This window comes from Algoriphagus alkaliphilus, from assembly GCF_900103735.1.
Classification (GTDB): domain Bacteria; phylum Bacteroidota; class Bacteroidia; order Cytophagales; family Cyclobacteriaceae; genus Algoriphagus; species Algoriphagus alkaliphilus.
The window spans coordinates 138,282-151,418 of sequence record NZ_FMXE01000006.1 but is presented as its reverse complement, the minus strand read 5'-3'; the positions used below and the strand labels follow the sequence as shown (position 1 = coordinate 151,418).

The 13,137-nt window shown below is 44.3% G+C and carries 11 protein-coding genes; 5 read left to right on the top strand and 6 right to left on the bottom strand.

All coding sequences use genetic code 11. The annotated features are described in order from the left end of the window. Nucleotides 1-398: 398 nt before the first annotated feature. The 4 genes from BLQ81_RS05305 to mltG all read right to left on the bottom strand — a co-directional run bounded on the left by BLQ81_RS05305 (nt 399) and on the right by mltG (nt 4,740). Complete coding sequence (locus tag BLQ81_RS05305; protein WP_092728914.1) at nt 399-2,222, bottom strand: DUF885 domain-containing protein; 1,824 nt, start codon at nt 2,220-2,222, stop codon at nt 399-401. A 67-nt stretch (nt 2,223-2,289) separates the two neighbouring features. After that, on the bottom strand, nt 2,290-3,276 hold the full coding sequence (locus BLQ81_RS05300) for a YihY/virulence factor BrkB family protein (protein ID WP_092728913.1): 987 nt from the start codon (nt 3,274-3,276) through the stop codon (nt 2,290-2,292). A gap of 11 nt (nt 3,277-3,287) precedes the next feature. Next, nucleotides 3,288-3,695, bottom strand: coding sequence for an acyl-CoA thioesterase (locus tag BLQ81_RS05295; RefSeq protein ID WP_092728912.1), 408 nt, complete (start codon nt 3,693-3,695; stop codon nt 3,288-3,290). A gap of 1 nt (nt 3,696) precedes the next feature. Next, complete coding sequence (gene mltG, locus BLQ81_RS05290; RefSeq protein ID WP_092728911.1) at nt 3,697-4,740, bottom strand: endolytic transglycosylase MltG; 1,044 nt, start codon at nt 4,738-4,740, stop codon at nt 3,697-3,699. 247 nt (nt 4,741-4,987) lie between these two features. Here mltG and BLQ81_RS05285 point away from each other — a divergent pair, with 247 nt between their 5' ends. From BLQ81_RS05285 to BLQ81_RS05265, 5 genes are all read left to right on the top strand, one after another. Continuing rightward, nucleotides 4,988-6,100 (top strand): peroxiredoxin family protein, encoded by a 1,113-nt coding sequence (locus BLQ81_RS05285; protein ID WP_092728910.1) that lies wholly within the window; start codon nt 4,988-4,990, stop codon nt 6,098-6,100. Between the two features lie 403 nt (nt 6,101-6,503). Further along, a complete protein-coding gene (locus BLQ81_RS05280; RefSeq protein ID WP_092728909.1) occupies nt 6,504-6,926 on the top strand; it encodes a (deoxy)nucleoside triphosphate pyrophosphohydrolase in 423 nt (140 codons plus the stop codon). Continuing rightward, complete coding sequence (locus BLQ81_RS05275; protein WP_092728908.1) at nt 6,926-7,555, top strand: L-threonylcarbamoyladenylate synthase; 630 nt, start codon at nt 6,926-6,928, stop codon at nt 7,553-7,555. Before BLQ81_RS05280 ends, BLQ81_RS05275 begins: the two co-directional genes overlap by 1 nt. Before the next feature lie 103 nt (nt 7,556-7,658). Next, nucleotides 7,659-8,282, top strand: coding sequence for a WbqC family protein (locus tag BLQ81_RS05270; protein ID WP_092728907.1), 624 nt, complete (start codon nt 7,659-7,661; stop codon nt 8,280-8,282). Nucleotides 8,283-8,362: 80 nt separating this feature from the next. Next, a complete protein-coding gene (locus tag BLQ81_RS05265) occupies nt 8,363-10,900 on the top strand; it encodes an ATP-dependent Clp protease ATP-binding subunit (protein ID WP_092728906.1) in 2,538 nt (845 codons plus the stop codon). 165 nt (nt 10,901-11,065) lie between these two features. Here BLQ81_RS05265 and BLQ81_RS05260 read toward each other — a convergent pair whose 3' ends face one another. Then, nucleotides 11,066-11,530 (bottom strand): hypothetical protein, encoded by a 465-nt coding sequence (locus tag BLQ81_RS05260; RefSeq protein ID WP_092728905.1) that lies wholly within the window; start codon nt 11,528-11,530, stop codon nt 11,066-11,068. A 172-nt stretch (nt 11,531-11,702) separates the two neighbouring features. After that, complete coding sequence (locus BLQ81_RS05255; RefSeq protein ID WP_092728904.1) at nt 11,703-13,103, bottom strand: MBL fold metallo-hydrolase RNA specificity domain-containing protein; 1,401 nt, start codon at nt 13,101-13,103, stop codon at nt 11,703-11,705. Nucleotides 13,104-13,137 lie beyond the last annotated feature (34 nt).

The following is a 13,137-nucleotide window of genomic DNA, read 5'->3' as shown; positions in this document are numbered from 1 at the left end:
TATCCAATCAACTCACCCACTTTTTCTTTTAAGTGTCTGATTTTTATGGGTTAAATTTTTTCGCTCCCCCTTTCAATTCTTTCCATTAAGCTTTTTTAGAATTCTAAACCAAGCATTCAATTTCGGCAGCGACGTATTAACCTTTAACTATTTAACTCTTAACAACTATTCGGTTTCGACTCTCCACCTCGGCAGACAAGCTAAACTTGACAACCTGCCTACTGTGACTGACCACTTTAAACGGCTTCGACTCTCCGCCGCGGCGGACAAGCTGCTCAGCCTGACAAAACTGCCAACTGCGACTGAAAACTACAATCCACTTACCTCTTACTCTTTACCACTTACAAGCCTCCCACTTCCTCACCTCCAAACTTCCAAACCTCTCAACCTCCCACTTCCTAACTTCCCTTCACCTCAGCAATCCACTCCTTCACCACTTTCTCCAAAATATCCAAAGGCAAGGCCCCTCCGCCCAAAACAACATCATGAAAGGCTTTTAAATCAAATTTGTCGCCCAACTCCGTCTCTGCATGTTTGCGCAGCTCCTGGATTTTCAGCATGCCGATCTTATAGCCCGTAGCCTGACCGGGGATTACCATATAGCGTCGCACCTCCGCCTGAATCGCTCCCGGAGCAATGGAGGAGTTTTCTGAGAAGTACTTGATCGCATCGGCCTCTGTCCAGCCTTTGGCGTGGAGACCGGTATCTGTCACAAGTCGAATCGCTCGCCAGATTTCATTGACCAAGCGTCCAAAGTCATAATAAGGGTTTTTGTATTGCCCCATTTCTTTTGCCAAAGCTTCAGAATACAAAGCCCAACCTTCTACATAGGCATTGAAACCCATCTGCGTGCGGAATTTGGGTACAGACTCCAATTCCTGTGCGATCGAAATCTGCATGTGATGCCCCGGGCTTCCTTCGTGATAGGCTACGCCTTCCATGGTAGACTTGGGCATAGCCTTCATGTCCGATAGGTGGACATAATAGGTACCCGGCCTGCTACCATCGGGCGTGCCTTGATTGTAATGTTGCGGTGCGCCATCTTGCTCACGAAAAGCTTCCACCCGTTTCACCACCAGGTCTGCTTTGGGTAAGATGCCAAAATACTGTGGTAATTTTTGTTTGATCTCATCCAGAAAAGCCGTGGACTCGTCCAGATAGGCCTGCCTGCCTTCGTCGGTATTGGGGAAGAAAAACTGTGGGTCACTGTTCACAAACTTGAAAAATTCCTTGAGATCTCCTTTGAACCCAACCTGATCTTTGATAGCAAGCATTTCCTGCTGAATTCGCTTCACTTCGCTCAGTCCGATCTGATGGATTTCCTCAGCAGTCAGATTGGTAGTCGTAGAGGACTTGAGTTTGTGGGCATAGAAGGCATTTCCCATTTCATGCCGACTCAGGCCCGTTGGTTTCTCCTCCAGATTGGGGAGTTCGGTTTTCAGCCAGTCAATCAATGCTTCATAGGCTGGTTTGAAGCTTTCCAGCAGGGCATTTTTGGTGTTTGTCCTGAATTCTTCTGCCTGTTCAGCGGTGATTTTCCCGTCTTTCTCCAGCTTATCGATTTTCCCCAAAGCATCTGTCCAAAGTGGGGCGTTATTTTTTCCAGCTGTAAATGGCTGTCCCTGAATCAATGCCTCTGACTGCTGGATGACATACTCATAGGCGAATTTCGGGGGTCTTATGCCGGATTCGGTCTGTAATTTTGCCCGTTCCAAAAGTTGGTTGAGGGCCCTACCGGATTCCTTGATTCGTGACACCAAAGCTTCCATATCTGAGGCTTCATCGACCTTATGAAAATTGATCAGCATGGTCGGAATCATCGTATGCACACCTCCCATCTGATTGAAAACGTAATTCATCCTCCGAAACTGCAGGTCGCCCTTTTCCATCTCGTACTGATATTTCCATAGATCGTAGGAGACTTTGGACTGAGGGCTGAGGAGGGTGTAGTCAAATTTCGACTCCATTTCCTTCACACTTTCTTCCATCCAAGCCAGCTTTCTGTCTTCTGCTTCTTCGCTCATGTCGTCGATTTCGCCGTAGCGGTCTTTTCTCCCCTGAGTGGTCAGTTGCAAAGGACTCATTTGAATGAGTTCTTCATATTCTGAGTCAAACCATGCGTTGATCTCAGAATCCGGGATGACTTTGGGTTCAGGTTTACTGCATCCCTGTAGAAGAGTCAAGGCAAATAAAATGCTGATGGGAAGGATGTTGCGATTCATAGTTTCTCGTTACCTGTTTTGTGATCAAAAGTATAAGATTCAGCCGGACAATAAATAAGTTTAAGCTTTAAGCCTGAGCATCAGTTGTTTTTTGGGCTTCCAGTTGCATTTTTCGTCGATTTTCTCGCTCGCGCTGTTTTTCCTCAGCCAAATCCAAACTCACATTGACCTCAAAACAAACCAACACAATCAGAGAGGTAATCCAAAGCCAAAGCATCAAGGCGATGAAGGTCCCGATAGATCCATAGAGTTTGTTGTAGCTGGCAAAATTGTTTAGGTAAAAAATAAACGCATAAAAGGCCACGGTAATCAGGAAACCGGAGAGCCGGGCTCCCACTGAGAAAAATTTCCACTTATCATGGACGGCAGGGGCGAGTCGAAAGATGAAGGCTGAAGTGATGTAAAAGACAAAAAGAAGGATTAAGAATTTAAACGTGTTGAAAAGAAAAATCATGAAATTGGTGTTGAAAACCTGCATTTCATCCAGTGCATTGATCAGCAGACTGCCAATGATCATGACCGTACTGGCAGTGAAAATGGTCAACACCAATGCAAACACGATGCTGACAGCGACGATTCTGGCTTTCAAAAAGCCACGGTTTTCCCGCGTTTTATAGACGGAATTGAAGGAAGCCATCATGGACATGACACCCTGCGTGGAAGCGAAAAGGGCGAAAAAGAAACCGAAGGATAGCAGGCTTTGCCTTGGCTTGGACACGATGTCCATGAGTGTGGTTTCGATGTTCTCATAAATTCCATCTGGCATGACTGTCTGCACAAATCCAAAGATATTCTCAGTGGTCACCACAGGGAAAAAATCCTGGAGATAGGGGATCATATTGAGTAAAAACAGCATCAATGGGAACAGTGCAATGGTGTAACTGAAAGCCATCGCCCCGGCCCGTTCGCTGATGTCATCTTTTTTGAGTTGCTGGATGAAGATCCTGACGACGTCGTAGAGATTTTTTTCGGGGCTGCCAAAGTGAATTTTCTTCAAATGCCTTGCCTTCAGTTGAAAGCGTAATCTCCATTTGAATAGTTTTTTGTTGACCACGATAGATTGTTTTACTCAAAAAATGGTTTCAATAAATCTAACAAATTCTTTGGAGGCCGGGTGGGTTGATGGCTGTCTTTTTTGAGAAAAGTCAAGGTTGTCCAACCTTCAGTGATTAATTCTTCCTCTTCATTGAACACTTGGTACTCAAATCTGATCCGAACACCGGGCATTTGTGGAATGGTTGTTTTGATCCTTAGGAGCTCGTCATACTTCCCCGGTTTCAGGTAGCGAAAGTGGCTTTCCAGCACCGGCATCATCACTCCGTTTTCTTCCATTTCCCGGTAGGAAAAGCTGGCCGACCGCATTGCTTCCACCCGGGCTACCTCAAAATACATGGCGTAGTTGCCGTAGTACACATACCCCATTTGGTCTGTTTCAGCGTATCGCACACGGAGTTGGGTTTCGGAATGGAACATACTAGAAGATTTTGGCTGCATTCAGCGCTGCCTGATAGCGGCGCGCATTAGCCATATGGTCGGTGTAATTGCTGGCAAAGGCATGGTATCCCGAGAAGTCTTCCTTGGCGCAGAAATACAGGAAATCATGACTTTCGGCATTCAAAACAGCATTCAGGGAGTTGATGTCCGGTAGATTGATTGGACCCGGAGGTAGTCCGGTATATTTGTAGGTATTATAAGGGCTGTCTATTTCCTTGTGGATGTTCAGAATACGCTTCAAAGTGAAGTCTCCAGTGGCATAGACCAAGGTGGGGTCTGCCTGAAGTGCCATTCCGATTTTCATGCGGTTGAGGTAAACACCGGCGATTTTTGGGCGCTCATCCGATTTTTGACTTTCTGCCTGCACAATAGAAGCCAGCGTACTTACTTCCTTTAAGGAAAGGCCCATTGCCTGTGCTTTTTGCTTTCGCTCTTCAGTCCAAAAGGTTTGATATTCCCTGTACATTCGGTCAAAGAGCGCCTCAGGACTGGTGTTCCACCAAAACTCATAGGTATTGGGGATAAACATGCTCATGATGGTTTCCTCTTCGAAATCGAACTTTCGGATGTACACCGAATCCTGAAGCATACCCAAAAACTGCTCCGGCGTCACCTCCAGATTTGCTGTGATTTTTTCCGCCAAGTCTTCCTTGGTACGTACATTATTAAAGGTCACCTTCACCGGAACCTGTGCGCCTGACCGCAGCATTTTGACCAAGGCCAGATTATTCATTTTTGGTTCGATCTTGTACAATCCGGGTTTGACGTCATCCTGATAGCCCAGCACTTTACTGACGAAAGCAAAGCTGATTGCGTCATTGATTACCCGATCGTCATAGAGTTGATTGGAAACCGTTTTGAAAACGGCGTTGCTGGGAATTTTCAGCATGTAGACACGATCCGAATCTACCATCGTATTTGGGCTGAAAAAAAGTTGGTAGAAATAAAACGTCAGGGAAATAACCAGTACAGAACTCGAGATGAGCAAGACCAGAAAGAGTTTTCTTTTTTTCTCAGTAATCATAGGGGACAAAAATAAGGAAAAATGATAGAGATATGCTCCCTGCGGTCGCGAAATAGGCTGTGCGAAATACGCTTCGCGAGATAAGCTCCCTGCGGTCGCGAAATACGCTTCGCGAAATATACCTCTCCTTCGTCGAGGTGAGATAGTGGGATTCGCAAGAGATTCATTGCGATTGTGAGAAATTAAGCGCGGACGCTCCGTTTTTTATTTATTTTAACTAACTTTAATTTCACTAAATTCTTCGGCTATGAGTAAAATCTCTATTCTGAGTTTGTTGTTGTCTCTTTTATTAGTCTCCTGCGCTTCTGAAAAGTCTCCTCAGGAAGTATTTGAGGGCGCCAAAGAGAAGGTGTTTTCGGCAAATCGACTTTCATTTAATCAATTGATGCTTTGGGAAAGTCCAGAATTGGGAGAGATTGACACTTTTTCGATGGATATCATACTTCGAAAAAATCTTGATGTTGATTTAGGCTTTGATTATTTGGGAAAAAGAGAAGGATCTGGCTATAACTATATTGAAGGGGTGCTCTCTAGCATAAGTCATAAAGACAGTGTAGTGACCTATTATCCTGAAAAAGAAATCCCAATGTTGATTCAAAGCAGTATGTATTTAACAAATAGTCCTATTAGATTATTGGAAAATGGCCCCTGGAGCTATTTGGGGGATACGGCAATCGGTGGCAAAACTTACAAGGAATATCTCTGGATAGAAATGGATACGACCATCACGGACAAAAAAGTGCTGCTCAAAAACCATATTTTCATCAATCCATCAAATGAATTGGTGGATCATTATTCCCGCAGATTATTTCATGATGGGAAGAAAAGTCAGTTTATTGAGGTGAAATATTCGGAGTATGATTTCGCTGATTTGGGAGAGAAATTGGCCTATGACGTGCCTTCTGGATATTTATCCAAACAGTGGGGGCAAAAGGAACCGGATGCCGCTCAAGTTTTAAAAAAAGGTGAAAAAGCACCTGATTTTGAATTGACAGATGAAAAAGGCGAGCGCGTGAAACTATCTGAATTTCGAGGAAAGAAAGTTCTGCTGGATTTCTCCATGATCCATTGCGGCTGGTGCAAAATCGCCATCGATCAATTCAATAAACCCGATTACCAGTTTGCGGAAAATATCATCCCGCTATACGTCAATCCGGTAGATTCAAAAGAAAAAATGGATAAGTACCGAGCCAAAGTCACTATTCCATTTCCTGTTCTAATCAATGCCGGGGAAGTTGGGAAAGCTTATGGCGTTACTGGCTATCCTACCTTTTATCTGATTGATGAAAATGGAAAAGTGGAGGATGTCGTTGTTGGTTTTTCGGACGAAAAGATTTTGGAATGGAAAAAAGGGGATTGAGATATGCTACGCGAAATAAGCTTCGCGAGGTAGGCTCCCTGCGGTTATGAAAAACAACCCTTTCTGTCGTGAGATATAAGTTTTTACACAATCTTGAAAAAGAATATGGCCCTCGCTTGATTTGAGGGTAGTTTTCATCGCTCATCGCTCATCGCTCATCTGACATCTGACACCCGACCCTTACCAAAATAAAATTCGCCTACCGGTGGAAAAGCGGACAATCCTATTTTTTAAATCTTTATTTCGTCCGCGTTAGCGGACTTATATCAACCGTATTTCCCTTTCATTTTGTATTTCTCTATCTCAGCTTCAGCTATATCTTTAACATACCTGCGCAGCTATCTTTATTTTAGCATCATTCTTAATTTTCTGTTTTTATACCTTGTACTTGGTACCTTGTACAATGAAAACCATCCCCGTCACCTGCGCCATTATCTTCCATCAGGGCAAAGTTCTCGTGGCACAGCGCTCCCTAAACATGGATTTGCCTGGCAAGTGGGAATTTCCCGGAGGAAAAATTGAAGAATCAGAAGACCCGAAAGTTTGCCTATCCAGAGAAATCAAAGAGGAATTGTCAATTGAAATTGAAATTTTTGAAACGCTTAAGCCTTCTGAGTTCACCTATCCTACCAAAACCATCCGGCTTATCCCTTTTGTGGCTACCTGGAAAAGTGGAGAAATCGATCTTTTGGAACACGAGCAAATTGTTTGGTTGGGAGAAAAAGAACTTTTTTACGTGGATTGGGCAGAAGCAGATGTGCCGATTGTGCACGATTTACAAGAGAAATGGGTTAAGCTTGTACCACAAATCAAAACTGCAACGTAATGGCAGCTGAATTTATCCGGCTATATGAGCAAAATCCTGATCCCAAGCGGGTGAGACAGGTGGTCGACGTACTTCGAAACGGAGGCATAATAATCTACCCTACCGATACGGTCTATGGAATGGGCTGCGATATTTCTAATCAGCGTGCCGTCGAACGAATCTGCAAAATCAAAGGCATCAACCCGAAGAAGCATAATTTTTCTTTCGTCTGTGCCGATCTCAGTAATATTTCCCAATATACCAGAGTGATCACCAAGCCGGTATTCAAAATGATGAAAAAGAGCCTTCCCGGACCTTTTACCTTTATTTTGGAGGCGAGTTCATTGGTGCCGAAGATCCTTCACAGCAATAAAAAAACAGTTGGTATCCGTGTCCCGGACCATTCGATTTCCCGGGCAATTGTGGAGGAATTGGGTCAGCCTATACTTTCCACCTCTATCCGTGATGAAGATGAAGTGATCGAATACAGTACTGATCCCGAGTTGATTTTTGAAAAATATCAGAATTTGGTGGATATCGTCATCGATGGAGGCTATGGTCAAAATGTGGCTTCCACCATCCTCGATTGTACCGGTGATGAGGTGGAAATCATCCGACAGGGACTTGGCCAATTGGAAGACCTTATGTGATGGGAGCTTGTTGAAATGGGATGGGGCCTAATTTTCAATGGCCAATTCTCAATTTTCAAAAAGGGCTTTTCATTTAACTTTTAACCATTAACTCAATTCTCCTTTGAACCGAATTGCTGCCGATCTTCACTTTCTCCCTTGCTTAGAATTTTTTGCCGCAGTTGCAGATGCAGAGGAAATTTTGCTTTTCCCAAAAGATCGCTACCAGAGGCAATCCTATCTTAATCGGACAAAAATTCGACTTGCAAACAAAGTGGAGACACTGAGTATTCCGATTCAGGGCCGCCGCCCGAGGCTGCCAATGGATCAAATCAAAATTGACCACACTCAAAATTGGCAAGCAGTACACCTGCGTGGACTCCAAAGTGGCTATGGCAAAGCACCTTTTTTTGAATTCTATTTCCCGTATTTCGAGGGGATCTTTGAATCCGCGGAGGAAAATCTATGGAATTTTAATTTGAGTCTGCTGACAATGTGTCTGAAACTCCTCCGATGGCCTGCCAGACTTACTGTGTTTGACGGAGAGCAAATTCCGTCAGATGTGAGGGACATAAGAGCTCAGATAATGCCTGGAAGGCCCTTTTTGGATAGAAGTTATTACTTCCCCAGCCCCTATACCCAGCTTTTTGGCTTAGACTTTGAGCCTAACCTCAGCGTTCTGGATTTGTTGTTTTGTGTAGGACCTGAGTCAGACCAAATCCTGAGGGATTCGATAAAAAAACATTGAACAATCGTTAAAAGGATTGTGTTTTTAAAACAAATTCGGTAACATACGTAAGGTTTATTATACAATCAGAAAGGATTTAAATGGAAGCGAAATTTTCAAATAGAGTCAAAGAGGTGATCTCACTTAGCCGGGAGGAAGCACTGCGGTTGGGACATGATTACATTGGCACAGAGCACCTCTTGCTTGGGATGATTCGAGAAGGAGAAGGTGTTGCTGTTTCCATTCTTAAAAAATCGGGCGTTCCTCTCGATGAGCTTCGCAATGCGATCGAACGGGCTGTCAAAGGTACCGCAAATCACAATGTGAAAAACATGGCCAACATTCCACTGACCCGTCAGTCGGAAAAGGTCCTGAAAATCACTTACCTAGAAGCAAAAATTTTCAAAAGCCAACTGATAGGAACTGAACATTTACTTCTTTCCATACTAAGAGATGAAGACAATATTGCCACTCAAATCCTTAATAAATTTGAAGTGAACTATGATTCTGTCAAAGATATGTTAGAGATGCAATCAGACGCGGGCACCGCTACGAGAGCTAAAGCAGAAGCTGAAGATGGGGATGACGATGGGTCCAAGCTCTTTGGGTCATCCGGTAGTGGATCAGGCAGTCAGGCAAAGCCCGGTGTTGAAAAATCCCGAACTCCTGTTTTGGACAATTTCGGTCGTGACCTGACCAAAATGGCTGAAGATGATAAATTGGATCCTATCATCGGCCGTGAAAAGGAAATTGAGCGAGTAGCTCAGATTCTTTCCAGAAGAAAGAAAAACAATCCGATACTGATCGGCGAGCCGGGTGTTGGAAAGACAGCCATCGCTGAAGGATTAGCGCTCAGAATAGTTCAGAAAAAAGTCTCTCGAGTTCTTTTCAATAAGCGTGTGGTGACTTTGGACTTGGCCTCCTTGGTGGCCGGGACAAAATATAGAGGGCAATTTGAGGAGCGGATGAAAGCCGTCATGAACGAGCTTGAAAAATCTCCAAGCGTGATCCTTTTCATTGACGAGCTACATACTATTGTGGGGGCAGGCGGAGCTTCTGGTTCGCTGGATGCATCCAACATGTTTAAACCTGCTTTGGCACGTGGAGAAATACAATGCATCGGCGCCACCACGTTGGATGAATACCGTCAGTACATTGAGAAAGACGGTGCCTTGGCCCGTCGATTCCAAATGGTGATGGTGGATGCGACTTCTCCCGAAGAGACCATTCAGATTCTTGAAAACATCAAGGATAAATACGAGGATCACCACAATGTAATCTATACTCCGGCAGCAATCGAAGCCTGCGTGAAGTTATCTGACCGCTACATCTCCGATAGATTCTTGCCTGACAAGGCGATCGATATCTTGGATGAGGCCGGTGCAAGAGTTCACATCAACAATATTCACGTACCGGAGGATATTCTGAAGCTGGAAGCAGATGTAGAAAACATTAAAATAGAAAAGAACCGGGTAGTCAAATCTCAGAAATACGAAGAAGCAGCCCAGTTGCGTGACAAGGAAAAGAAACTCCTGGAGCAATTGGAGATAGCGAAAAATCGCTGGGAAGATGAAAGTAAGTCCAAGCGTTTTGTTGTTGAGGAAGACAACGTAGCTGAAGTCATTGCCATGATGACCGGGATTCCTGCCAAGCGGATTGCACAGAATGAAGGAGCTAAATTGCTCAATATGAATGTGGAATTGGGAGGAAAGGTAATCGGTCAGGAAGAAGCGATCAAGAAATTGACTAAAGCGATTCAGCGCACACGAGTAGGTTTGAAAGATCCTAAAAAGCCAATCGGCTCTTTTATTTTCCTTGGTCCTACAGGAGTTGGAAAAACTGAACTGGCAAAAATGCTTGCTACCTATCTCTTCGACAAAGACGATGCACTGATTAGGATCGACATGTCGGAATATATGGAGAAATTCTCCGTGTCCCGATTGGTGGGAGCGCCTCCAGGCTATGTTGGCTATGAAGAAGGGGGGCAGTTGACTGAAAAAGTCAGAAGAAAGCCGTATTCAGTAGTATTGCTTGACGAAATCGAAAAAGCGCATCCGGATGTATTTAATATCCTCCTTCAGGTGCTGGATGATGGTATTCTGACCGACGGATTGGGAAGGAGAGTGGATTTCCGAAACACCATCATCATCATGACTTCGAATATTGGAGTTCGTGATTTGAAAGATTTTGGTGCCGGTATCGGTTTTGCAAGCAAAGCAAAACCTGAGGGCATTGATGATATCATGAAGTCGACGATTCAATCTGCGTTGAAGAAAGCATTCAGTCCTGAATTCTTAAACCGTCTGGATGATGTAGTGGTATTCAATTCCCTTACCAAAGAGCATATCTTCAAGATCATTGACATCAGCTTGGGTAAACTCTTCAGAAGAATTACCGATCTGGGATATAAGATTGAATTGACTGACAAAGCCAAGGACTTCCTGGCTGAGAAGGGCTATGATCAACAGTACGGTGCCCGTCCATTGAACCGGGCGATCCAAAAATACCTGGAAGATGCCATCGCAGAAGAGATTCTAAAAGGTGATCTTTCTGAAGGGGATGTGATTACCGCGGACTATTCCGGGGAAGGTTCCGAACTCACGATTTCGGTTAAGAAAAAAGAAAAAGCCGCCGAGTAATATTCAGCGGGAAAAATTAAATCAAAAAGCTCCGGATGTGAATTCCGGAGCTTTTTTTGTGTCCTTGTCAGGGATATTTTTTGGTTCTCCTGTAAATAGGATTGTGGCTTTGGCCCATTCCTTGAAAATTAATAGCGCGATCGGGCTTTAGCCAAATTCCATTTCTCAATACACCGCCTTGTAATTAACCTCCACATCCAAAAGTGTCCATTCGTTTTCCTTGACCGTCACAGGCTGCACATTTCCTTCCCCGTCGAAGATATTCGCAAAGTGGCCATTCTCTTCCACTATGAAAACTGAATACCTTCCCGGACTGAGTTGAATGGAATATTTTCCCTGCTTGTCGGATTCTACCTCGGTGATTGGTTTTGAAGCGATAGCAGTGAATAGACCATCTTCCATTTTTAAGTCAGAGAATTTAGTCAGTGGATAAATTCTTATTGTCCTTTTCACAGGTTTAGGAGTCGTTTTGGGAGCTGCTTTTCCACTTTCCGTAATCATGGGCATTTGATTCCCTTCTATCCAAGTGACTGTGCCGGTGATCCCCTGACCTTCAGGTTTTAAGGGTTTGCAGCTCAGAAACAGAAATCCGGCAGAAAGAAGCGAGGCTAAAAACAAAAATCTTTTCATTCCATTATCTATAAGTGTGAATATCCATAACCTTAGGAAGCTTTAAATTGTCAAGGGTTAAGATCGAAACGCAGGAATAAGACACCTTCCATCTTTCGTCTCCGGTCTACTTACTCCTTTCGCTTATAGAAAGCTAATTCCATCCCGGAAAACCTCATCACCTAGTGACTCCTTAAATTCCCTCGAACAGCACAAATGATTCCAAATATTGTGGGACTATGGTGTTCCAGTCTAATTCATCCTTTAATTTCTGGGCTAAAGTCTCAGCGCTAAGCTGCTCTCCATGCACAATAAATACCATTTTGGGTTTCTCACAAAATCCCTCAGCCCAATCCATTAATTCGGCTTGATCGGCATGAGCGGATAGCCCTTCAATAGGATAGATTTTCGCCTTGACGGGGACCTCATTTCCATAGATTCTGACAGTAGGCTCTCCATTGAGTAACCTTCTTCCGCGGGTTCCTTCCGCCTGATATCCTGCTATGATTACTCCGTTTTTTTCATGCGGCAAGTGATGAAAAAGATGGTGGAGTACACGTCCTCCTGTTGCCATTCCACTTGCTGATATAATGATAGCCCGACCCTTAAACTCGTTCAAAGACATGGACTGCTCCCGTTTTTGATAATAATGGAGTTGAGGATGCTTATACGCATGCTCATGTTCCTCCTCAATCATAGCTGAGAGGCGATGGTCGGTATGGAAATCCAAGTAAAGCTTGGTTGTATCGATGGCCATAGGACTATCCAGAAAAATCGGCACTTTGGGGATTTTACCCTTTTTCATCAATTGGTATAAGTGATACAGTATGAGTTGAGTCCTGCCGACGGCAAAGGCCGGAATAATCACCAAACCATCTCTGTCGAACGTGTCTCTGATTGCGCGGGCTAGCTCTTCCTCAGGCTTTGTAGGTGGGGCGTTTCGATCTCCATAGGTCGATTCCATCCAAACAATATCTCCTTTGGGAATACGTGTTGGAGGGAAAAGTAAGGGGTCATGATATCTTCCCAAGTCTCCGGAAAAGACCAGTTTTTTGGTTTGAGATTCACCCTTTAAGACCACCTTAACGATGGAAGCTCCGAGAATATGCCCTGCATGGAAGAAAGTCACATCGACTCCGGGGTGAATCGAAAAGGCCCGATCAAAAGGTTTGGGAGTAAGCATAGGAAAGACGGCTTCGGCATCTTCTATGGTGTATAGCGGCTGCGGGTCTTCATGGCGGGAATAGCCTTTCTTACGGGCAAACTCTGCCTCTTCTTCCTGTAGCTTACCTGAATCCAAAAGAAGAATTTTCGCCAATTCTTCACTGGCTTCCGTGCAATAAATTGGCCCTCTGAATCCCTGCTTCACCAATCGGGGCAGATAGCCAATGTGGTCCAGGTGAGCATGGGTCAATATGATACAATCCAACTCGTCCACCGGTGTGGGAAATTTGTCCCAGTTTCGATCTCTGAGTTCCTTACGTCCTTGAAAAAGCCCACAATCCACCATGAATTCAAAATCTCCCAAGTCGATAAGATATTTAGAACCGGTAACGGCTCCGGAGCCGCCCAAAAATCTTGCAGTAACGTCCATTTCTTTTTTGTTTAGAAGGTACAAAAAAAGAGGC

What these genes read in the sequence shown, in the direction of transcription:
- BLQ81_RS05305 (WP_092728914.1), bottom strand. Translation starts at nt 2,222, where the DNA reads ATGAATCGCAACATCCTTCCCATCAGCATTTTATTTGCCTTGACTCTT.
- BLQ81_RS05295 (WP_092728912.1), bottom strand. Translation starts at nt 3,695, where the DNA reads ATGTTCCATTCCGAAACCCAACTCCGTGTGCGATACGCTGAAACAGAC.
- mltG (WP_092728911.1), bottom strand. Translation starts at nt 4,740, where the DNA reads ATGATTACTGAGAAAAAAAGAAAACTCTTTCTGGTCTTGCTCATCTCG.
- BLQ81_RS05285 (WP_092728910.1), top strand. Translation starts at nt 4,988, where the DNA reads ATGAGTAAAATCTCTATTCTGAGTTTGTTGTTGTCTCTTTTATTAGTC.
- BLQ81_RS05280 (WP_092728909.1), top strand. Translation starts at nt 6,504, where the DNA reads ATGAAAACCATCCCCGTCACCTGCGCCATTATCTTCCATCAGGGCAAA.
- BLQ81_RS05275 (WP_092728908.1), top strand. Translation starts at nt 6,926, where the DNA reads ATGGCAGCTGAATTTATCCGGCTATATGAGCAAAATCCTGATCCCAAG.
- BLQ81_RS05265 (WP_092728906.1), top strand. Translation starts at nt 8,363, where the DNA reads ATGGAAGCGAAATTTTCAAATAGAGTCAAAGAGGTGATCTCACTTAGC.
- BLQ81_RS05260 (WP_092728905.1), bottom strand. Translation starts at nt 11,530, where the DNA reads ATGAAAAGATTTTTGTTTTTAGCCTCGCTTCTTTCTGCCGGATTTCTG.
- BLQ81_RS05255 (WP_092728904.1), bottom strand. Translation starts at nt 13,103, where the DNA reads ATGGACGTTACTGCAAGATTTTTGGGCGGCTCCGGAGCCGTTACCGGT.